At 32.1% G+C, this 23,360-nt stretch carries 20 protein-coding genes; 15 read left to right on the top strand and 5 right to left on the bottom strand.

All coding sequences use genetic code 11. The features are described 5' to 3' along the window. The first annotated feature begins 153 nt into the window (after positions 1-153). The 6 genes from N5D03_RS03585 (at position 154) to N5D03_RS03560 (ending at position 4,957) form a co-directional block, all read left to right on the top strand. A complete protein-coding gene (locus tag N5D03_RS03585) occupies positions 154-1,479 on the top strand; it encodes a hypothetical protein (RefSeq protein ID WP_280050956.1) in 1,326 nt (441 codons plus the stop codon). Between the two features lie 218 nt (positions 1,480-1,697). Then, the gene (gene map / locus N5D03_RS03580; RefSeq protein WP_280048916.1) at positions 1,698-2,459 is read left to right on the top strand and encodes a type I methionyl aminopeptidase; all 762 of its coding nucleotides are present in this window, start codon (positions 1,698-1,700) and stop codon (positions 2,457-2,459) included. Positions 2,460-2,465: 6 nt separating this feature from the next. After that, positions 2,466-2,765, top strand: a complete 300-nt coding sequence (locus N5D03_RS03575) for a hypothetical protein (RefSeq protein WP_125350083.1) — start codon at positions 2,466-2,468, stop codon at positions 2,763-2,765. Between the two features lie 217 nt (positions 2,766-2,982). Further along, positions 2,983-3,555, top strand: coding sequence for a YceI family protein (locus N5D03_RS03570; protein WP_038331667.1), 573 nt, complete (start codon positions 2,983-2,985; stop codon positions 3,553-3,555). A gap of 27 nt (positions 3,556-3,582) precedes the next feature. Beyond that, positions 3,583-4,401, top strand: coding sequence for a 4,5-DOPA dioxygenase extradiol (ygiD, locus tag N5D03_RS03565; RefSeq protein WP_280050955.1), 819 nt, complete (start codon positions 3,583-3,585; stop codon positions 4,399-4,401). Positions 4,402-4,438: 37 nt separating this feature from the next. Further along, complete coding sequence (locus N5D03_RS03560) at positions 4,439-4,957, top strand: YceI family protein (protein WP_115000649.1); 519 nt, start codon at positions 4,439-4,441, stop codon at positions 4,955-4,957. A 52-nt stretch (positions 4,958-5,009) separates the two neighbouring features. On the opposite strand, the gene N5D03_RS03555 is transcribed toward N5D03_RS03560, so the two are convergent. Together N5D03_RS03555 and N5D03_RS03550 are read right to left on the bottom strand one after the other, a co-directional pair. Further along, the gene (locus N5D03_RS03555; RefSeq protein ID WP_280050954.1) at positions 5,010-6,473 is read right to left on the bottom strand and encodes an alanine/glycine:cation symporter family protein; all 1,464 of its coding nucleotides are present in this window, start codon (positions 6,471-6,473) and stop codon (positions 5,010-5,012) included. A gap of 231 nt (positions 6,474-6,704) precedes the next feature. Then, a complete protein-coding gene (locus N5D03_RS03550; RefSeq protein WP_280050953.1) occupies positions 6,705-9,047 on the bottom strand; it encodes a UvrD-helicase domain-containing protein in 2,343 nt (780 codons plus the stop codon). A gap of 195 nt (positions 9,048-9,242) precedes the next feature. Here N5D03_RS03550 and N5D03_RS03545 point away from each other — a divergent pair, with 195 nt between their 5' ends. Continuing rightward, positions 9,243-9,695, top strand: a complete 453-nt coding sequence (locus N5D03_RS03545; protein WP_038331681.1) for a transcriptional repressor — start codon at positions 9,243-9,245, stop codon at positions 9,693-9,695. A gap of 60 nt (positions 9,696-9,755) precedes the next feature. Here the strand turns inward: N5D03_RS03545 and N5D03_RS03540 are convergent, their stop codons facing one another. Beyond that, positions 9,756-10,676: a Dyp-type peroxidase gene (locus N5D03_RS03540; RefSeq protein WP_280050952.1), complete on the bottom strand. Its 921-nt coding sequence runs from the start codon at positions 10,674-10,676 to the stop codon at positions 9,756-9,758. A gap of 244 nt (positions 10,677-10,920) precedes the next feature. Here N5D03_RS03540 and N5D03_RS03535 point away from each other — a divergent pair, with 244 nt between their 5' ends. The 3 genes from N5D03_RS03535 to N5D03_RS03525 are packed head-to-tail and all read left to right on the top strand — an operon-like array spanning position 10,921 to position 14,380. Further along, entirely contained in the window at positions 10,921-12,594 is a 1,674-nt protein-coding gene (locus N5D03_RS03535; protein WP_236688166.1) for an OstA-like protein, read from the top strand. Between the two features lie 39 nt (positions 12,595-12,633). Further along, on the top strand, positions 12,634-13,191 hold the full coding sequence (locus N5D03_RS03530) for a hypothetical protein (RefSeq protein WP_152606083.1): 558 nt from the start codon (positions 12,634-12,636) through the stop codon (positions 13,189-13,191). Position 13,192: 1 nt separating this feature from the next. After that, a complete protein-coding gene (locus N5D03_RS03525; protein WP_280050951.1) occupies positions 13,193-14,380 on the top strand; it encodes an aspartate aminotransferase family protein in 1,188 nt (395 codons plus the stop codon). Between the two features lie 42 nt (positions 14,381-14,422). Here the strand turns inward: N5D03_RS03525 and N5D03_RS03520 are convergent, their stop codons facing one another. Beyond that, positions 14,423-15,190 carry a methyltransferase domain-containing protein gene (locus tag N5D03_RS03520; RefSeq protein ID WP_280050950.1) on the bottom strand — a complete coding sequence of 256 codons (768 nt, stop codon included), beginning with the start codon at positions 15,188-15,190 and terminating at the stop codon, positions 14,423-14,425. Between the two features lie 118 nt (positions 15,191-15,308). Here N5D03_RS03520 and N5D03_RS03515 point away from each other — a divergent pair, with 118 nt between their 5' ends. From N5D03_RS03515 to N5D03_RS03495, 5 genes are all read left to right on the top strand, one after another. Then, a complete protein-coding gene (locus tag N5D03_RS03515; RefSeq protein WP_280050949.1) occupies positions 15,309-16,217 on the top strand; it encodes a helix-turn-helix domain-containing protein in 909 nt (302 codons plus the stop codon). 93 nt (positions 16,218-16,310) lie between these two features. After that, entirely contained in the window at positions 16,311-17,525 is a 1,215-nt protein-coding gene (locus N5D03_RS03510; protein ID WP_280050948.1) for an MFS transporter, read from the top strand. Positions 17,526-17,736: 211 nt separating this feature from the next. Next, the gene (locus tag N5D03_RS03505; RefSeq protein WP_280050947.1) at positions 17,737-20,892 is read left to right on the top strand and encodes a carboxypeptidase regulatory-like domain-containing protein; all 3,156 of its coding nucleotides are present in this window, start codon (positions 17,737-17,739) and stop codon (positions 20,890-20,892) included. 11 nt (positions 20,893-20,903) lie between these two features. Beyond that, positions 20,904-21,764, top strand: coding sequence for a glycerophosphodiester phosphodiesterase family protein (locus N5D03_RS03500; protein ID WP_280048907.1), 861 nt, complete (start codon positions 20,904-20,906; stop codon positions 21,762-21,764). A gap of 294 nt (positions 21,765-22,058) precedes the next feature. After that, the gene (locus N5D03_RS03495) at positions 22,059-22,319 is read left to right on the top strand and encodes a helix-turn-helix domain-containing protein (RefSeq protein WP_125349469.1); all 261 of its coding nucleotides are present in this window, start codon (positions 22,059-22,061) and stop codon (positions 22,317-22,319) included. A 79-nt stretch (positions 22,320-22,398) separates the two neighbouring features. Here the strand turns inward: N5D03_RS03495 and N5D03_RS03490 are convergent, their stop codons facing one another. Beyond that, a complete protein-coding gene (locus N5D03_RS03490; protein ID WP_125349470.1) occupies positions 22,399-23,040 on the bottom strand; it encodes a DUF6266 family protein in 642 nt (213 codons plus the stop codon). Positions 23,041-23,360 lie beyond the last annotated feature (320 nt).

Below are 23,360 nucleotides of genomic sequence, written 5' to 3'. Positions count from 1 at the left end.
TTTCTCTTAATATTTATTGTTTAGAAGTTTTCTTAGAAAGAAATCCGTAAAGGAGAAAAAAACTAAATTTTTCATTTTTTTTTGTAGTTTGCAACTCAAAATTGATGGGATAAAATTATCAATTTGTTTTGTTAATGAACTAAACTCTTTATTATGAAAAACCTGCCTTTTAAATATGCGATTATTCTTTCTGTAGTTGCTTCGTTCGAATGTGTTAATGCTCAAGTCGGAATAGGAACGGATAACCCCAATCCTTCTTCATCTTTAGATATTTCCAGCCAAAATACAGGTGTTTTAATTCCTAGAATTAATTTGACTGCCACCGATTTATCGACTCCTATAAATAATCCTGAAAATTCTTTGTTAATTTTCAATACAGCTCAAAATGGTTCTGGAAAAAATGCTGTATTTCCAGGATATTATTATTGGTTGAAAAAAGATGGACAAACGGGAGAATGGATTAGATTAAGTCTAAGTCAAGAAGAGCCTTGGCGTATACAAAATACCACCAATGTTGCAACTGCCAATGACCAGAATATTTACCAACAAGGTAAGGTAGCAGTCGGTTTTACAGAAACGGATGCTGTATCTGGTAAACAAATGGAGATAAAAGGAGATTTTAAGACAGCTTATGAACGAGTGGCGCAAAGTGTAGGAATCGAAACATCTGGTGCAGTATCAGGTTCCCAATCTGTAAATTTATATAATAGAAATACTCAGGTATCGGGGCGTGGAACAACTCTTGACATGACCACAAGTAATATTACGCTGAGAAGTGGACGCAGTTCTGTTTTGGACTCTTCTATAAGTATTTTGGATAATCGTCTGAATATAGGAGCTCGTAATGATGTAGCAAGTCCATCTAGATCACTTCTGAATATTGATTTTAATCCATCGAGTAAGGAAATGACATTATATTCGATTGCTTCAAGTTCTCCAATCCTGACCGGAAATCATTTTAAATCAGAGATTATTTTGGATGGAGCAAGAGGCATCAAATTTAATTTTAATACAAATGGAGCAACTGGTAATGAAGTGAATACAGACAGTTATATGTTTCCTCGTACAATTGGAACAAAAGGTCAAGTACTTGTTGTGGGTGATATCCCATCAGGAGCTTCTTACACCCAGTTAGAATGGAAAAATATCGCGGACTTAAAAAGTGACAGCCACAATAAAATAAACTATTCGAATCAAATTCAAGAGACAGGAAAAAAATGGATGAATGGGGCATCTATTCAAGAACTAACAACTGAAATTATATTAGATAATTCTAAGAATAGTATTGTTCTTCCAAAAGAGCTTGAGCTATCACCTGTTTCAAAAATAATTAATGTCCGATTAATTCACCAAGAAAGTACACGCATAGCAAACAATGTTTTAAGTTATAATATGAATGCACGCGAGGTGATTATGGAAGGAGAAACTCTTCCGAAAGGAAAATATTACCTTATACTTGAATTTTTTGAAAATAAATAAAATACTACAATAGGAAGCAAATATTACTTTTTTATATAATCTCAGATTTAATAGTAATTTTTCAATTGATTTAAACGCTTTCGTTAGGTGAAAAATTATTCGTTTATCCTGTTTTTACTATCATCGTAAAATTCAATCCGAACTCTTTTCAAATCTATTCAAAGAAATTGTACTTTTGCATACGATTTCAGAGTTTTGAGATCAATAGAATATAAGCAATGATTATAGAGACAGAAGAAGAGTTAATCGGAATGAAAAAAGTCAGCGAAGCTGTAGCGGTAACTCTGAAAGAGATGAAAGATTATGTGAAACCAGGAATGTCAACCAAAGAATTGGATGATTTTGGAGCGGCAATCATGAAGAAATTTGGATGTAAATCTGCACCGTATGAGTCGTATCAATTTCCTGGTTATACTTGCTTAAGTGTCAATGAAGAAATTTGTCACGGAATTCCAAGAGCCGATAAAATTTTGAAAGACGGAGATGTGATTAATATTGATGTTTCTGGAGAATTAGGTGGTTTTTGGGCTGATAATGGAGGTTCTATTGTTGTTGGAGAAGATGTGAATGGTTATCAAAAAATTGTTGATGCATCTATTTCTGCGCTTCAAAAAGCAATTGCGGCTGTAAAATCTGGAGTTAAAATCGCTGATATTGGTGGAATTATTGAGAAAGAAGCAAAAAAACATCATTATCATGTGATTGAGAATTTAACTGGTCATGGAGTAGGGCGTTCGTTGCACGAAGAACCGTTAGATTTGATGAATTTCAGAGACCCTGATGATAAACGTCGATTCCGTAAAAATTCAGTTATTGCATTGGAAACTTTTATTTCAGAAAATTCTTACGAAGCAATTGAGCAAGCGGATGGTTGGACAATGATAGGAAATGCACCTGGCGTTTTTGCACAACACGAACATACTGTTTTGGTTACTTCTGAAGGTCCTATGATTTTAACGCACATGAATGGTAATTGGTAAAATTATATGAAGAGAAACGAATATATTAAAGTAGACCGCGAAGTGGTCAAAAAAATGAGCGAAGATATTCAGGCTTATTTAACAGAAAATAAGTTGGAACGTGTAAAAACTAAGGATATGATGCCTTTCTTAATTGAAAAAGGATATTTTCCTCACGACCGTAAAAAAGGATATCCTTTGCGTCAGATTCTAACAGATTTGAAAAAATCGGAAGAATTACATTTATTACCGCAAGCATTTCCAGAATATTTGGAAATCGAGAATAAAAAAACATCTACCTACTGGTATTTTAGTCCAGTAAAATAATATTAAACACTTCTATTGAAGTGTTTTTTTTATTGCTAACAAATTCAAAATCTTTACTTTTTGGAATATTAATTGAAACAATCTTATTGTTTTTTAGTTGAAAAAAACAAGTTTTCTAATTTCTTATCTTATGTCAATGAAATCTCGCTGATGACTGAGCTAAATTTGTCCTATCAAAATAAATAATTAATTAAAAACAATCAAATAATCATTCGTTATGAAAAAATTATTATTCACGTTAATGTTATCAGCAGCTTCAATGTCTGCATTTGCTCAAAATTATACAAATGATAAAGCGCACTCAAAATTAGGCTTTTCTGTTTCTCACATGACAATTTCTGATGTTGAAGGACAATTCCAAAATTTTGATGTTCATTTAAACTTTACAAAAGAAGATTTAAGCGATGCAAAATTTCATGTAGTTGCAGATATCAATTCAATCAATACAGGAGTTGAGGCACGTGATAATCATTTAAAATCAGCAGATTTTTTCAATGCAGCAAAAAATTCAAAACTAGAATTCTCTTCAAAAGGAATTACACGTGTTAAAGGAAATCAATTTAAAATGGTTGGTGATTTAACATTAAATGGAGTAACAAAACCAGTTGCGTTAAAATTAGTTTACAACGGAAGTATTAACAATAACGGAGTTAAAACGTACGGATTTACAGTAAAAGGAAATGTAAAAAGAAGTGATTTTAATATCGGTGGTAATTTCCCAGAAGCTGTTGTAGGTGATGTTGTTACCTTAACATCTAACTTAGAATTTGCAGCTCCAAAAGCTAAATAATAATAAATAAAATATACTGTAAAAATCGTGAATTTCAATACGTTAAAATCTATAACTTCAAGTTTTTCTACAACTGATAAAATGCCAGTTTTATTTTTAGGACATGGCTCTCCGATGAACGCAATCGAAGAAAATATTTTTGTAGAAGGTTGGAAGAATATTGGAAAAACAATCCCAAAACCAAATGCGATTATTTGTATTTCGGCACATTGGGAAACGAAAGGGACTAAAGTTATGGCTTTAGAACAACCGAAAACGATTCACGATTTTTATGGTTTTCCACAAGCTTTATTCGATGTTGAATATCCAGCACCAGGAAGTCCTGAATTAGCAACAGAGGTCAAAAATTTAATTAAAACAACAGATGTCGATTTAGACAAAATGTGGGGATTTGACCACGGCTCTTGGAGTGTGATTAAATTTTTGTATCCAGAAGCAGATGTTCCGATGATAGAACTGAGTTTGGATGTTTATAAAACGCCAAAAGAGCATTACGAATTAGCGAAGGAATTAGACGCTTTGCGTAGTAAAGGGATATTAATAGTAGGAAGTGGGAATGTTGTACACAATTTGAGAGCATTAAATTGGAGCGAGCCAAATGCTGGTTATGATTGGGCTTATGAAGTGAATGATACATTCAAGAATATTGTTCAAACAGGTAATCACGACGAATTGTTCAATTTTGTACAAAAAGGTAGCGCATTTAATCTCGCCGTACCATCTATGGAACATTATTTGCCATCTATTTACGCATTAGCATTACAAGGAAAAGAAGAGGAAGTAACACTTTTTAATGACAAATTAATTTACGGATCATTAGGAATGTTATCATTCAAAATAGGATAAATAAATCAATTTAAATAACAAATAAAAACAAAACATTATGGCAACAAAATGGAATTTAGACCCTTCTCATTCAGAAGTTCAATTTAAAGTAAAACACATGGTAATTTCTACAGTAACAGGAAATTTTGATCATTTCAATGCTGGTGTAGAAAGTAATAGTAACGATTTTTCTGATGCAAAATTTGAATTTGATGCAAAAGTAGATTCAATCAATACAAAAAATTCAGATCGTGATGGACATTTAAAATCAGCTGATTTTTTCGCTGCTGAACAATTTCCAGAAATGAAATTTGAAAGTACTTCAGGTATTCAAAACGGAAAAATTGAGGGAACTTTAGAAATCCGTGGAGAGAAAAAACCAATCACTTTAAATGCAGATTTTGGTGGAGTTATTACTGATCCTTGGGGATTAGAAAGAGCTGGTTTCGAATTCTCAGGCGAAATCAATCGTAAAGATTACGGATTAGGATGGAGCCAAGTAACAGAAGCAGGAGGATTAGTAGTTTCTGATAAAGTAAAATTATTGGTGAATTTAGAGTTTACTCAAGCCCAATAATCATAATTTTTAATAGCAAAAAAGCCACTTCCAACGAAGTGGCTTTTTTGTATTATTTATTTTTGTTCTCCCAAAAAGTAGCATTTTTAATTCCGATTTCTAACGGATTGAAATCAGGATTTTTAATTCCTTTTTTACGTTTGTCTTTATAATCTTTCCAGACTTTAAGCCCAACTCCGCTCAATAATAAAATAGCGATAACATTTACCCATGCCATTAAACCTACACCAATATCACCAATTGCCCAAGCAGTTTCAGCAGTTTTGATTGTTCCGTAATACGTAGCGCCCAAGAAACAAAAACGTAAAATCCATACATAAACTTTTGTATTTTTTCCTTTGAAAATGTATGTAATATTCGTTTCCGCATAATAGTAATAAGCCATAATTGTTGTAAAAGCAAAGAAAAACAAAGCAATTGCAACAAAACTATTTCCGAATGAAGGAAAATGACTCGAAACAGCTGCTTGTGTAAAACCTGTATAATCTACACCAGGAAGATTTTGAGTAATGAAACTTCCCGCTTTTTCTGGGTGATTTACATTGTATTTTCCCGTAAATAAAATCATAAAAGCAGTTGCTGTACACACAAATAATGTATCGATGTAAACAGAAAAAGCTTGTACCAAACCTTGTTGTGCAGGATGGTTTACTTCCGCAGCCGCAGCCGCATGAGGAGCAGTTCCTTGACCAGCTTCGTTAGAATAAATTCCACGTTTTATTCCCCAAGCAATTGCAGATCCAAAAACACCACTATAAAGTGATTCTTGATTGAAAGCTGATGAAAAAATTAATCGTAAAACTGATGGAACTTGATGAATATTCATTCCAATAATAATGATTGCCATCAAGATGTAAGCACCTGCCATAAAGGGAACGATGAATTCAGAAGCTTGTCCTAAACGTTTTACACCTCCAAAAATAATTAAAGCTAATAATCCAATAATGATGAATCCTACAATGTTGATTGGAATTCCGACAAAATTGTAAATAGGAATATCAAACGCATTGTTTAAAGCTGATGAAATACTATTCGATTGTACGCCTGGTAATAACAATCCGCAGCTCATAATTGTAATGATTGCAAACAAAACTGCGTACCATTTGATTCCTAAACCTTTTTCGATGTAGTATGATGGTCCACCACGATATTCTCCATCGATTTCTTGCTTATAGACTTGTCCCAATGCAGATTCGATAAAGGCAGATGCACTTCCTAAAAATGCGATAAACCACATCCAGAAAATTGCTCCAGGTCCTCCCATTGCGATTGCGGTAGCAACTCCAACAATATTTCCTGTCCCTACACGACCAGAGATAGCTAAAGAAAATGCTTGGAAAGGAGTGATTCCTTTGTCCGATTTTTCGCCACTAAATAGCAAGCGAACCATGTCTTTTATGTAAACGATTTGTAAAAATCCGGTGCGAATAGAGAAGTAAATTCCTGTTAAAGCGCAAAGTCCAATTAATGCATATGACCAAACATATCCACTTATGATATTGACGATATCATCCATTTGAGTATAAAATTTTTGTTCTTGTGTTTATTTGTGGTGCTAAAATGCTAAAAAAATCTTAATTATAAGATTTAATCTGTTTATTTATTCGAAAAAATAAATACAAGCAAGAATTTTATTCTAAATTTTGAAGATATCTTATTTAAACCTTTAGTTTGATAAAAGGTATGTAATTAGTTAAATATAAATAAAAAAGGTTACAAATTACTGTAACCTTTTTCTGTTTTTTTATTATGATCGAATGATTTTTAGTTTTGCAAAATTTAAGAGTAATTTTTTTTCTCCTGCATTATCAAAATGAATAATTGCTTTCATATCTGATGGTTCTCCTTGCAAATCTTTCACAATTCCTCGTCCAAAACGATCGTGAACAACAACTTGACCAACTTGCAAACCTTGTGCATTTGCTGTTGATGAAGCGTTACTTTTTGTTTGATTTAGTGGTTTGAAATTTGACCTTGGTTGAGCTGGTTCTACACGAGCTCTTGGATTTGGTCTTGCAACTGATTTTTCTCGTTGTTGATAGTTTTGTGGTGTTGGTTCATCTCCAAATAAATCAGCCGATAATCCACTATTATTAGAAGCTCTTGCAGAAATATTCAGATTTTTCCATTCTAAGAAACTATCATCAATTTCTTCTAAGAAACGAGATGGTTCACAATCGATAATTTTTCCCCAACGAAAACGTGAAACAGAATAGGTCATATAAGCCACTTTCTCAGCGCGCGTTAAGGCAACATAAAATAAGCGACGTTCTTCTTCTAACTCAGCGCGCGTGTTAACACTCATCATAGAAGGGAAAAGATTTTCTTCTAAACCTGCAATAAATACAACAGGGAATTCTAAACCTTTTGCTAAGTGGACCGTCATCAAATTGACCTTGTTATCGTCATCTTCCTCGTTATCCGCATCAGTTGCTAAAGCAATATTTTCTAAGAAACCTCCTAAAGAAGCATCTCCTTCGTCTAATTGTTGTTGTTCTTCGACATAACCTTGGATCGAATTTAACAACTCTTGAACGTTCTCTAAGCGAGAAACACCTTCTGGTGTAGAATCTTCTTTCAACGCATTCAACAATTGTGTTGTTTTAGCCATTTCCATTGTTACTTCATATACATCATGTGATTTTAGCATCACTTGGAAACGCTTAATCATCAACACAAAATCATTCAATTTGTTTGATGTTCCTGCATTTATTCCAATGGTTGGAGCATACATCGCAATATTTTCAATCAAAGAAAATAAACTAATTTGATGTTGATCTGCTGCGACCAAAAGTTTAGAAATTGTTGTTTGACCAATTCCACGTGCTGGATAATTGATTGTTCGCAATAAAGCTTCTTCATCATTTTGATTAATCAATAACCTCATATAGCTAACCATATCCTTAATCTCTTTGCGCTGATAGAAAGAAGTTCCGCCATAAACACGGTACTGAATTCCTCTTTTTCTCAAGGCTTCTTCTAAAGCACGAGATTGCGCATTGGTACGATAAAGAATAGCAAAATCTTTTGGTTGAAGATGTTTATTGATCTGTCTTTCCCAAATCTGAGTTGCAATATAACGTGCTTCATCAGCATCAGAAAGTCCACGATAAACGGCTATTTTCTCACCAGTTTCATTTGCTGTCCAAACATTTTTTTCTAATTGATCTTGATTTTGTTTGATAATCTGATTCGCAGCTTCCACAATCATTTGTGTCGAACGATAATTTTGTTCTAATGGATATAATTTCGCATCAGGATAATCAGATTTGAATGATAAAATATTTCGAATATTTGCACCACGGAAAGCATAGATAGATTGCGCATCATCACCAACCACACAAAGGTTTTCGTAACGAGAAGCCAATGCTTTTACAATCAAATATTGCGAATGATTGGTATCTTGGTACTCATCAACCATAATGTATTTGAAACGTTCTTGATATTTTGCTAAAACCTCAGGAAAACGCGTCAAAATTTCATTGGTACGTAACAATAAATCATCAAAATCCATTGCGCCAGATTTGAAACAACGATCTACATAAGCTCTGTAAATATCGCCCATTCGAGGTCGCATTGCTTCATTATCGGCTTCAATTAAAGCTTGATTGTTATGATAAGCTCTAACTGTAATCAAGTTATTTTTGTATTGAGAAATTCTTCCCAAAACTTGTTTTACTTTGTAAATATCTTTATCCAAATGCATTTCGTTAATAATCTTTGTCATTACCGAAACTGCATCTTGTTGATCGTAAATTGTAAAATCTGATGGATAACCTAAAAGCGGAGCTTCAACACGTAGAATACGCGCAAAAACAGAGTGGAAAGTACCCATCCAAAGAGCTTTTGCATTCGCTTCACCAACCACATGTCCGATACGTTCTTTCATTTCTCGGGCAGCTTTATTGGTAAATGTTAAAGACAATATATTGAAAGCATCAACTCCTTTATTTAGTAAATGAGCAATGCGATAAGTTAACACTCTCGTCTTTCCAGAACCCGCACCTGCAATCACCATTACTGGACCTTCGGTAGCTTCTACAGCCAAACGCTGTGGTTCGTTCAGTTTTTCTAAATAATTTTCTTCCATCGTGTGCAAAGTTAACCTTTGTGGTGTAAAGGATAAAATAATTTTGAAAGATTATATGTTTTCTTATATAGATATATTGTTAATTATACGCTGTTATAAAGATTTATTATCAAGAGATAGAAAAAACGTACGAATTGAAAGCTGTTTCGTTACATTGATAAGGAAATATTCTGTATATTTACACAAATTTTTTATATGACAGACGAATCAGTAAAATCAAGTAATTACGAAATAGTAAAGCAAGTGTTTACGAATTTCTTGGAAGACAATGGACATCGTAAGACACCTGAACGTTATGCTATTTTAGAGGAAATTTATTTTACAGATGATCATTTTGATATTGATATGTTGTATATCAAAATGAAAAATAAGAAATACCGCGTTAGTCGTGCTACTTTATACAATACTATCGAGCTTTTGATGGAAGCAAAATTGGTGCGTAAACATCAGTTTGGAGATCAACAAGCGCATTACGAAAAATCATATTTCGACAAAAATCATGACCATATTATTTTGTCTGATACAGGAGAAGTATTGGAGTTTTGTGATCCAAGAATTCAATCTATTAAACAAACGATAGAAGATATTTTTGATATCAAAATTGATAATCATTCATTGTATTTTTACGGAACTCGTAAGAATAAATAACCTTGATTTTATAAAACCAAAAGACCTTTTACAATTTCGTAAAAGGTCTTTTTTGTTATTTTAATTAGAAAATTGGTCTAACAAATCAAAAGAAGGAACAAAAAATAAAGTTCCAGTTTTGGCTTTACTAAAATCTAATATTCGATCATAGTTTCCGACAGGTTCACCAACAAACATGCGTTCTAACATTTCTTCTACAATGCTAAATTTTCTGGCATAAGCAATAAAATAGGTTCCCATTTCATTTGTCGACATATTTCCAAAAGGCATATTATCACGAACAATTTTTTTGTCATCTCCAACATTTGCTAATGCAGAATGCGAATTCGAAGGTTTTTCATCATCATTCATTTCGATATCATCAACTTTAGATCGTCCAATTACTTTTTCTTGTTCAGAGATTGGTAAATTTTTCCAAGCTTGCATATCATGAATGTATTTTTGCACAAATAAGTAACTTCCATTTGTATAAGCAGAATCTTCATTGCCAATCAAACCAAAATTTGTTCTCTCGTCACCTTGTGGATTTTCAGTTCCGTCGACAAAACCTAAAATACTACGACCATCCCAATATCTAAAACCATGAATTTCTTCTTGACAAGTCGCAACATCATTTAATAAATCAGTTAGATTAGAAACAATATCAATGCAATAACTTTGTTGCGTAGAACGGATATGAAAATGAATATCAGCTTTTGTAGAAACAGCTTCATGCTTTTCTCCTTTAATAGCAACAAAAGGTTTTAATTCTTTCGGTAAAGGTTTAGGTAAATCTAATTTTATCCAAGCTTCGTAGCTAATTCCTAAAATAACGCTCGATTGCGTTTTCGGAAAACGTGTATTGGCTGAATGATTGAGATTGATAATTAAAGCGCAAAGCTTTTTGAAAGCATCTTTGTAAGCAGTATTTTCCTTAAAATTCCAAACCATAAAAATAGTATTGGTGTTTGGACTGTCTAATACATTTTGATATTGAGGCATTTAATAGATTTATAAAATTGAATATGAAGTTAAGAATTTTAAAATTGAATTTTATGAATAATAGTTATTTTTTTAATCAAATTAAGACTTAAAAATCTATCATATTGATTAAAACATTATGAAAATTTTAAGTATTCAAGCACGTTTTAACGTAATAATTAATTTTTAGGACTAAAAAAATAATACTAATTTTGGCTAACACTTTTTTGAAGTGAAATAGAGATTAAATAAAAACATTAAGTAATTGTTAATTAATTATATAAATAAAAATAAAACAGGTTTGAAAGTTGCTTTTTTACTTTCATGTTTTATGACGATAAGTGCTTTTGCGCAACAGAAACCTAAAAAAGAAAAAGTTGTGTTGAAGAATGCTGATTTAGTTGAGCGTTATCCAGATCGTTTTGAAGGGAATCAGATTTTAACAGGTAATGTTGTTATTGAATATAAAGGTGATGTAATTACAGCTGATAGTGCGGTTTTATATCGTGATAAAAACTTGGCTGTTGTTTGGTCGAATGCACGTTTGGTGAGTAAAGACAAAACAATTACGGCGCATAAAATGGAGTATGACGGAAACACAACAATTGCAAAAGCTTTCAAAGATGTGGTGTTGACTGATCCAAGTTCTCGTATTACGGCAGATTATATGGATTATAATCGTACAACTGAGATTGCGACTGGTATTGGGAAAGTAGAAGTGAAGACGCCTACGCAACAAATCAGTTCTGAAAAAATGATTTACGAGCGATTGACTGGAAATATTATTGTAAATGATACTTACAAAACAATTGGTTCTGATGGAACTTTGGTCGAAGGACGAAATGTTGTGTATAATGTAAAGTCTAAATCGGCAAATTTTGGTTCAGAAGTTTTTATTACGAATAAAGATTATACGATTTATTCAAGAAAAATGACGACGAATGATATTACGGGAATTACTACTTTCCGTGATTATTCTAAAATTACACGTCGAAATGATCCATCACAATATATCATTACTTCGGATGGAGATTTTAATAAAAAAACGGGTGAAGCTTGGTTAAGAGGAAATTCAAAAGTTTATTATCAAAACAAAACGTTGACGGCTAAAAAACTTTATTTCAACGATAAAACAGGTTTTGGTAAAGGTGAAGGGGATGTTTTTTTGGATGATCCATTAGAAAAAAGATTTTTGAAAGGTGATTACGGAGAAGCTTTTAAATACTTAGATTCGGCTTTTGTAACGAAGAACGCGTATGCTGTGAAAGCGTTTGATAAAGATTCGCTTTACATTAGTGCGGATACTTTGTTGGCGGTAAAACGTCACGATGTTGATTCGACTTCATTGGTGAAAGCATTTCATAAAGCGCGTTTTTACAAATCGAATGCGAACGGAAAAGCAGATTCTTTGGTGTACAATCAAACTAAAGGATTGATGCAATTTTATAAAGATCCAATTTTGTTTTCTGGCGATAATCAAGTGACAGGAGATTATATCGAAGCGTATACAAATGCGAAAACAGAAAAATTAGACTCGATGAAAGTGTTCAATAATGCTTTTGTGATTGCTAAAGTGGATTCGCTTGTGGAAAATGAATATCATCAAATCAAAGGAAAATATTTGACTGTTCTTTTTCAAGATGATAAAATTGATTTTATAAATGTAGAAGAAAATGCTGTTGCGTTGACGTACATGGATGATACGGATCAAAAAACGAAAGTGAAAGAACGTTATGGAGTTAATATTTCTTATTGCGGAATTATAGAAGTTGATGTTGTAGGAAAAGATGTTGAATTGGTTGCATGTCGCATAAAATCGGACGGAAAAATGTATCCATTGTCAAAATTTCCAGAAGAAATGCGTTATTTACCCGATTTTAAATGGCGAATTTCTGAACGATTAAACACTTGGCGAGATATTTTTATCGATTCGAAATAATCTTTTCATAAATTAATCGTTTAATTTCTAAAACTATAAATGAAAACTACATCTATCATATTATCTATTCTGCTATTGTCTAGTTGTTATACATACAAAGCTTTTGATCCTGAGGAGTATGCATTGGAAATGTCTAAAGGTAATAATCAAAATCAAACGACTAACTCTAATGAAAGAAGTCGTTCTAGAGCTGATATTGCTGAATTGAGAAGAGAACGCAAAAGTCCGAATGAAAATGCAATTAGTTCATCTCTTTCAGAAAGTCAAGAAGAATTAGCTGCATTAAAAGCAAAGAAACAAGAGAATAAAGAAGAGAAAGTAGCGATAGATCCTTCTACAATTAAAATTTCGGATGTTATCAAACCCGATCAATTTTATAAAGTAGATGCACAAGGAAAAGAATATACAATAGAGGCGAAGCAATGGAAAGCTGATACTTTATATGCTGTTGTAAAAGGAACAGAAAAAGAATTGAAGTTTCATAAAAATGATATTTCATCGTTCAAAATAAGAAAATTTTCGAAAGGTAAATCAGATGCTCTTACTGTTGCAGCTTATGCAATGGGCGGTGCAGCTGTACTTTTTTTATTAAAATAAAATGGGAACATTAAAAGAAGGATTTTTCAAATATCAGGCGCAAACAACAAATTTTGCATCTGGTTTTGAAGTCGATTACGCAAAGGGCTCTTATATCTATGGAAAGGATGGAAGAGCCTATCTTGATTTTGTGGCTGGCGTTTCGGTGAATACACTTGGACATAGCCATCCGCGCATCAATCAAGCGATTATAGATCAGGTAAACAAATATATGCATGTCGCTGTTTATGGTGAATATGCGCAAGAAAAACCAGTTGAATTATGTAAGCGACTGGTTGATTTAACACCAGAAGGATTGGATCAAGTTTATTTGGTGAATTCTGGAACAGAAGCGATTGAAGCTTCGCTTAAATTAGCGAAACGTTTTACAGGTCGTCGTCAATTGATTTCTTTTCGTAATGCCTATCATGGGAACACACATGGTTCATTAAGTGTTTCGGGTGATGAACGTAAGAAAGCTGCTTTCCGACCATTGTTACCAGAAGTTTATTTCATCGATTTTAATAACGAAGAAGATTTACAAAAAATTACCAAAGAAACGGCTGGTGTTATTGTAGAAAGTATTCGTGGTGCTTCTGGTTTTAGATTACCAGAAAATGATTTCTTTATCAAGTTGAAAAAGTGTTGCGAAGAAGTTGGTGCATTATTGATTATGGACGAAATTCAGCCAGGATTTGGACGTACAGGGAAATTGTTTGGTTTCGAGCATTTTGGAGTTGTACCAGATATTGTGGCAATGGGAAAAGGCATGGCAAGCGGTTTACCTGTTGGTGCGTTTATGACTTCTGATAAAATTATGAGTTCTCTTAAGCAAAATCCTCAATTGGGACATATTACGACTTTCGGAGGAAATCCTGTGATTGCAGCAGCGGCTTTGGAGTTACTAAATGTTATAGAAGATGAAAAATTAATGGATGATATTGATCGAAAAGAGCAATTATTCAGAGAAAATCTTCAGCATCCAAAAATTAAGAAAATTCATGGTAAAGGTTTGATGTTAGCTCCTGAGTTATCATCGCCAGAATATACGTTGCGCGTTCAGCAAGAATGTATGAACAGAGGTTTGATTATTTTCTTTTTGATGTATAGCATCGAGAATTTACGAATTACACCACCGATTAATATTTCGGATGAAGATATTATAAAAGGTTGTAATATCTTAAAATCTGTATTAGACGATTTAGATTAAATTTTAATAAACAAAAGAGAATCATAATTGATTCTCTTTTGTTTAACTTTTTCTTCCATATAACAATATTCTCTTAAAGGAATAAATTGCAGGAAAAGTCTTATAATATTTCTTAATTCTCGTTTTAAATTCTGTCGTAAATAATTCTTGTTGTTCAGTCGTTAAACGTTCCATATAAGGAATCAAGGCAGAACCAGAAATGAAATTATAAAATTCTGTTTCGTCATTTCCGTAAATTGGATAAACTTTCATGCTGATGTTCAAATCCTTCAATCCATTATCAAACATGATTTTCGCATAATCATCTATCGCTAACAAAGGCGAGTCTCGATGAAAATTATTCAAATAATCTGCAAAAGGTTTTTCTCGTGCTAAATCACTCAAAATAACATTCAATACATTATCTTTTTGACAAGGCATTTGCACTGCAAATTGTCCATTAACATTCAGTTTTGAGATTAATTTAGGAAACAATTCTTCATGATTATCCGACCATTGTAACGCTGCATTACTAAAAATTAAATCCCAATTTGTATTAGAATTTGCAAAACCTTCAATTGTTTGTTGTTGAAATGTAAGATTGGCTAAATCAAATTCTTTTGACTTTTCAAGCATTTCCTTAGAAGAATCAATTCCTAAAAAATTAGCATGTTCAAATTTATTAGCGAGAATTGCTGTTTGTTCGCCAGTTCCACAACCTACATCTATGCAATTTTTCAAATTATTAGTAGAAATTAAATCCGCTAAATCATAAAAAGGTTGATAACGAATATTTTTGAATTGATTATATCGTTCGGGATTCCAAGGCATTTTATTAAGTTTTGAATGTGATTAAAGTTAATGAAATTTTATAATATTTATGATTAATATAGATTTTAACATGTAATTATTCTAAAATGTTGTTTATTTGAATTTTGTAAGAATAGAGATGAGCCAAGAATTAGAAACTATTGCAGATTATTATAATAAAATTAGTTTAGAGCAAGCCGAATTGATGAATTCTGCTAATTTTGAACACGATAAAGCGCATTTTAATATTTCTTTGCGCAAGTATTGTAGTTTTAAAAGTCCATATAGTCGACGAGATTATTACAAAATTAGTCTGTTGATTGGTGAAGGAATTTTTAAATATGGAAATAATGAACGGTATATTTCTAAACCGGTTTTATTTCTTCCATCTCCGCATATTTCTTACACTTGGGAATGTAAATCGAGTTTACAAGAAGGTTATTTTTGTTTGTTCAATCAACAATTTTTTTCTGAAAATAAAGAGTTTGATGTATTCAAAAAAACATCTTTGTTTAAAGATTGGAGTTCTCCTTTCATTGAGATTTCTGAAGAGCAATTGCCTTTGATTTTGTCTTATTTTCAGGAAATGTATCGTCTTAATCAATCCAATTACCAATTGAGATATTTTAGTATTCGTAATCATTTATCTGCTATTTTTCATTATGTTTTAGAACAAAAAGTTGATGAAATACATGCGGTTGAATTGCCTTCGAATGTGAGATTGTATAAGAAGTTTGATGAATTATTAAATAAACAATTTCCGTTAGATTCTCCTGCTCATCCACTTATTTTGAAAACACCAGCTGATTTTGCAACGAAATTAAATATTCATGTAAATCATCTCAACTCATCTGTGAAATCTGTAACAAAACAAACAACGACACAAATTATTAAACAGAAAATAGTTGAAGAAGCTAAAAACCTGTTGTTGTACACTGATTGGGATATTGCGCAAGTTGGTTATACATTAGGTTTTGAGGAACCTGCTCATTTTAATAATTTTTTTAAAAAACATACTTTAACTTCTCCATTAAAATTTAAACAATAAAATTAATTTATTTGATTTTTGTAATTTTTTATTTGTCTTTTTTAATTCCTCAATTTCACATTCATTTTACTTTTGCATAGTAAAAAATGATTTATGTTGAGAGAAGCATCAGAAAAAAGGAAAAAAATTATAAGTATACTTGGTTTCTTTTCGATTCCAATTTCGGGATTTGTAACAGATATCTATTTGCCGTCATTTCCGTCGATGGCAAAATCGTTGATAGTTCCAGAAAGTAGTATTCAATTAACTCTGACTTGTTTTTTATTGAGTTATGGTTTATCTCAATTGTTTATTGGAAGTATTTTGGATGCAATTGGACGATATTATCCAAAAATTGTAGCATTATTTGTCGTATTAATCACAAGTTTAGTTATCGCGAGTACAGATAGCATTTTGTTGATTTGTTTTCTTCGAATTATTCAAGGAATTTCAGTTGCGATTATTGTTATTGCAACTCGAGCACTTTTTATTGATATTCATACACCAGAAAAGGCGAAACATTATTTAGGTTATTTCACGATTGTTTGGTCATGCGGACCTATTTTGGCTCCATTTTTAGGTGGATATTTAGAAAAGTTGTTCAATTGGCATGCGAATTTTTATTTTTTAGCTATTTACGCTGCTTTAATTTTAATTTTTGAATTGATTTTTAGTGGGGAAAGTATTGTTGAAAAGACTAAATTGAATTTGAAAAACGTTATTGATACTTATAGAATGATGCTTAGCAATCAATTATTTATAGTTGGAATTATGATACAGGCTGTTGCTTATTCTATTGTAATGATTTTCAATATTATTGGTCCGTTTTTAATTGAAAATACCTATCATTTTAATTCTGTTGTGATTGGTTATTCAACTTTAATTTTAGGTTTTTCGTGGATGATTGGCGGATTTGTCGGAAAGAAAAGAATGCATCTTGACTTTAAAGAAAGTATAGCTTTACCTATTATTGTTCAATTAGTTTTGATTTCACTATTGATTATCACAGGTTTCTTTGTTCAAAATCTATTTGTTTTATTATTCTTTGCGTTTTTCATTCATATTTGTTCGGGAATTTTATTCACATCATTCTTTACTTCAAATATGATGGCTTTTCCTAAAAATGCTGGTGTTGCTGGTGGTTTGATGGGAGGAATGACGTATATTATTACTTCGCTTACAAGTTTTATTATCTCAAGTACTGGTAAAGTTGATACTCAAAATGGGTTAGCAATCCGATACTTTATTTTTTCATTTCTATTATCTCTAATTATTTACCTTATGTATAGAATGAAGAAATCAACACGAAAAAAAGCCATAATTGTATAATTAAATCCGAGCGAATGCTCGGATTTTTAACATATTATTTTCTTTAAATACTCTTTTAAATCTTAAAACCAAATTCTTAAGGTTTATTAAACGTTTAAATTTCTTGTAACTGTTAACTTTTTTATGACTTTTAGTTAAAGCTTTCTTAATTATTAAGTAACACCATATTGTGAGGTAAAAAATAATTTTGGGTTTCAAATAAAACATATACTTGAAACTTAATTTATTTCAACTATCAGCAGTTGTTTTTGTGATGGGAGCAACTACTGCAGTTTATGCACAGGGAGATTTAGCAGGTATATCGGGAAAAATTACTGATGTTAATGGATTCGATTTGCACAATGTAACCATTGTTGTGAAAAATGAATCGACAGGATTTACAGCTTCTACGAAAACGAATGAAAAAGGAGAGTATAACTTAAAGCAGTTGCCATTAGGTTCTCCTTATACAGTTACTATTATTTCGGAAGAACATGGTGAGGAGATCTTAGAAGGATATAGTTTGAATCAAGGAGATTTAATTTGGGTTCCGTTCAAATTTACAAATGGAACGACTGAATTGAATGAAGTGATGGTAAGTGGGCAAACTTTAAAAAGTTCTATTAAACAAGTTGGTGCGTCTACTTCTGTATCGGCAAAAGATTTACAAACTTTACCTGTAAATGGACGAAATTTCACTTCTTTAATAGATTTATCTCCGTTGAGCAATGGAACAAGTATTGGTGGTCAATTATCTTCGTCTGTTGATTATACGATAGATGGAATGTCTAATAGAGGTACTATTGCAGGAGGTTCTACTTCGTCTTCTTATTCTATTTCGATGGAAGCGATTCGTGAGTTTAAAGTGGTAACAAATGAATATGATGTAACAAACGGGCGTGCTGGTGGTGGAACAATTAGTACTGTTACAAAGTCTGGGACGAATAAAATGCAAGGAAGTGCATTTTTGTATGGTCGTACAGATTGGCTTTCGAGTCCGTATGATATTCGTGGAAATAAACGAGATAATGAGTTCTCTACTTATCAATATGGTTTTTCTTTGGGAGGACCAATTAAGAAAGATAAAGCACACTTTTTTGTTGCTTGGGATCGACAAGTTGATAAACGTCCATTATTCATTGCAAATATTAATAATGAAAGTGACGAAGCTTTATTTAATGTAACACAATCTACTTTAGATCAATTTTTGAGTATTGCGCGTGAAAAATATGGCGTTTCAAATAATCCTCAATTTGGATCATTTAACAAGAATAAAGATACAAATGCTGCATTTTTACGTTTAGATTGGCAGATTAATGCAAGAAATTTATTAACGCTTCGTAATAATTTTGTACACGAAAAAGATTTATTATCAGAAGGTGATAATACAAGAATCAATATGTACGAATCGTATATTGATCGTAAGAAAACTGATAATAGTTTGATGTTATCGTTGAGAACTGATATTAATGATGATATTACAAATGAATTAAAAGTTCAGTATTTTTTAGAGAACCAATCTGTATTAGCATCAAAGGAATTACCAACTGCATCTATTCCGCGTGCGATTGTAGAAGGAATTAGTTCTACGATTAATGGTAAAAATCAGTTTACAAATATTCAGTTAGGTGGACAACGCTTTTCTCCAGAATGGTTTAAAGGAGATGTTGTGCAATTGGTGAATAATATTTATATCAACCGAAATAATATCAAATATACTTTTGGTGGAGATTTCTCGTATTACAGAATGGTAAATGTGTATGGTAGTGAAATGAACGGACGTTTTTATTTTACTGGTATGGACAATTTTAAGAACATGACACCTTATCGTTATGCAAGAGAGATTAGATTGACGGATGATCCTTCTACAGTTATTAATCAACTAAGTTCTGCGGTTTATGGACAAATGGAAACAGAGCTTTCTCCTGGTTTAGACTTAATGGCTGGTTTGCGTGTAGAGAATATGCAATACTTGAATGGTGCAAACTACAATGAAATTGCTGATAAACAATTGGGTGTTAGAACTGATAATAAGATTAATACGTGGCAAATTCAACCTCGTTTTCAATTGACTTGGGATGTTAATCAAAATAGAAAAGATTTCGTAAAATTTGGTGGAGGTATTTTTGGTTCTTCACTTAATCCTTATTCTATGATTAATAATATGTTGTTTGATGGAACAAAGGTTGCTGCGGTAGATATTGAAGGTGCTTTAGTGCCAACGCCAGATTTTATTGGTTATAGACAAAATCCTGATACTGCTCCAGGAAAAGATTTGTTCAATAATCCTAATATTGAAAAATTAATCACAATAAATGCGAATAGTAAAGATGCGAAAGTGCCAACGGTGTATAAGTTAAATGCTTCTTATAACCATTTTTTTAGTGATCGTTTGCGTGTAGGAATTAGTGCTTATGCTAACTGGGCGCGTAACAACTATATGTATGTGGATCGTAATATGGTTGATGAACCATTTTTTAGAATTGCAGAAGAGGCGAATCGTGGTGTTTATGTGCCAGCGTCAACAATAAACCCTACAAATGGAGCTGCCAATTGGGTAAATGGACGTAAAACGAAAGACTTGGGTCGTGTTTTAGAATTAATTAGTGATGGTAAAAAAGATCAATATGCATTTGTGTTAGATGGTATGTATCGTTATTTCAAGGATGGACAGATTTCTGTTTCATATACTTGGAATGATTCGAAAGATAATACTTCTTATAATGGTAATGTTGCGAATACAGCGACGTTGAGTTTGATGGTTGCTGAAGATCCTCGAAATTTAAGTAAAATGAATTATTCTGATACACATTTCCGTCATAAACTGGTTGTGTATGGACAATCACCAACTTTTTGGGGAATGACTGCTGGTATTCGTTTTAGTGGAATAGGAGGAACTCGTTATTCGTTGGCAGTGAATGGTAACATGAATGGAGATTTTGTGAATTCGAATGATTTGGCTTATATCTATGATCCAAATAGTGCATCAACACCAGATTATTTAAAGAAAGGAATTCAGGCAATTTTAGATAATCCAGAAGTAGAAAAACATACAAAAGATTATATCCGCAAAAGTTTTGGAAAAATAGCAGAAAGAAATGGAGGTATTAATGGGTTTGCTGGAACGTTTGATTTGCGTTTAACAAAGAAGTTCAATATTGTTGAGAAGCATAAATTTGAAGTTGGTTTTGATATTTTCAATGTAGCGAATTTATTGAGTAAAGATTGGGGTGTTGGTCCTCGTATTGGAAAGCAAAATATTTATTCAATTAAAAGTTTTGATGCGACAGAGAAGCATTTTGTATATAATGTAAATACTAATACAGGAAAAACAAGTTATGCGTTTAGTCCTTATCAAATTCAGATAGGATTTAGATATAGTTTTTAATTATCATTTTTATGAAAAGAATAATTAGTTTATTGAGTGTTTTAGCCACAGTTGCTGTGGCTAATGCTCAGTTGCATACGGTTGATATTAAGAATTTTGATGAGTTGAAATCATATTTTGAACAAGATCAAAATAAACCTATTATAATTTCGGGGCATAGAGGAGGAATGATGCCTGGTTATCCAGAAAATAGTATTGAGGCTTTTGAGAAAACCTTGTCTATTATGCCTTCTTTTTTTGAGATAGATCCTCAACTTACAAAAGATTCTGTTCTTATTTTGATGCACGATGATACCTTGAATCGTACGACAAATATGCAAGGAAAGGTAAAAGATTATACCTATGCTGAAATAAAACATGCGAAATTAAAAGATAGGGAAGGAAAGTTGACTGATTTTAAAATTCCGACACTAAAAGAAGCTTTGGATTGGAGTCAAGGAAAAACTATTTTTCAATTGGATAATAAAGGTGTTCCGTATGCAACTTATGTGAAATTTCTGAAAGAAAATCCTTATCCTAATGTAGTTTTAGGTTTGCGAAAAGATGATGAGGTTGCTTATTATGCAAAACATCTTGAGTATGTAATGTTTATGAAACCTTTTCATTCGATGAAAGATGTTGAAAGTTTTGAGAAACTAAATGTTTCGTATGATAGAATGATTGCTTGGATTGGTTTGGAAGTGAAAGAAGAACAAAAAGAAATGATAGCTTATTTGCGTAAAAAAGGTGTTATGGTGATGATTGCCATTGCGCCTTCTACGGATAAATTGCCAACCGATATAGAAAGGGCAAGGGGTTATATTCAGCATTTAATTTCTCGACCAGATATTATTGAAACAGATTATCCTTCGCAATTCATTAACTACAAGTAATTTTATTAAAATATTTAGCAGAATACATCCTATTTGTTTCGAATAGGATTTTTTTTTGGTTAACTAAATTTATTTCAGTTGTGCATTTTTCATGTAAAAAGATTCTTTTCATTTTGTGATTTTAGAGTCTTGGATGATTACAGCCTTATTATCTTCTTGAGAGGCTATTTTCTTCATTTATACAACAAGCTTTGTGAGTTAAATGCTTAATATATGGTATTATATTTTATTTATTTGTAAATTAGTCATTATTAAATAATTACCAATGTGTATTGTTTTTATAAAAGCTGTAGTATGAAGGAAACAGAATTTACATTTTTGGAACTTCAGCAAATCTATGCGGAGTTTGTAGAACGTTATAGTACAAAGGATTTTAAATTGACTAAAGATGAGTTGATGACGGATCAAGAGGTTGCTGAATTGTTTGGTATATCTGAAAAGACTCTGGATAGGTGTCGCAAAAAAGGTGAGATTAAGTTTTTTAGATTAGGTTCTAAGAACTACTATTTGAGGAGTTTATTGTTTTTGGATATTTTGAAGAGGTATAATGATTGACAATTTTATGTGGGTCATTTAACTTTAATATTCCTAAGGCTAAATATGATTAGATTATTTTAGCCTTAGGAATATGTTTTTAAGTACTAATGGCACCTAAATAAACTGAGTTTGACACTTGGTCTTCTGTTTGTGAACGGAAGGCAATCCAAAAGTGTAGGGTTTTACCTATTTGAAAGTTGGATAGGCTTAAAGTGTAAGTTTCGTTCATTCGTTCTGTTGCATTTTCAATAAAAAATGTATTGTTTTCGTTTTCTACTGCTACTAATATTTGCAACATATCTGTAGCTGTGTCTGATGTGGGTGAAGCATTGTTCTGCCAGTTTATCTCGACCATTGCGGCTGATACTAAAGTAATAGATAATGGAATGGCGGCTAATAATGCACCTTTGGAGAAACAAATATTTTGGTAATTTGGTGTTATAGTGGCTGTTGAATAGTCTATTACAAGGTTTGTTGTGATGTTGGTAAACGCTTGATTGTAAGAAGATCGCATGCCTGTACGATAACCATAGTGTTTGCAAGCATAGGCTCTGTATGAGGTCATAAAGTCTATGGCAAGTTTCATTCTTTGCTGAACGAGTAATTGTTTTTCTGATGGTGCTTTGGTTCTTTTTTTAGGTCTGATTCTTGAAATCTCGTGACCATTTACATTTGCTACAACTATACGCCCTGTGCGTCCTGAAGAGCCTGCTAAAAGTGAATCATAAATTTTTCCCATTGTTTTATTTTTTTAGGGGTTATTATGCTAAAGTTCAGCAATATATATTGACAAAAATTCTATTTTCTTAAAATTTCTCTAATTGTCAGGTTTTTTCCTTATTTTTCTTTCTTTTTCCTTGGTTATCTGTTTTTGTCTTTTCTATTAATTGATTATCAATTGATTATAAGTTATGTACTGTTTTTATGTGTTTGTTTTTTCGATGATTCTTCGATAGTTCTTCGATGGTTTTATATCTATTCTATATTTGTTCTTCGATGTTTGTTCGATGTTTGTTCGATGAAGTGGAGTAGAAGTTTTTATGTAGAAAATATGTAGAA

The sequence above is a fragment of the Empedobacter sp. GD03861 genome (genome assembly GCF_029840885.1).
In the GTDB taxonomy this organism is placed as follows: Bacteria; Bacteroidota; Bacteroidia; order Flavobacteriales; family Weeksellaceae; genus Empedobacter; species Empedobacter falsenii_B.
Note: the sequence above shows the minus strand (reverse complement) of the source record. Positions and strands in the feature narration are given on the sequence as shown.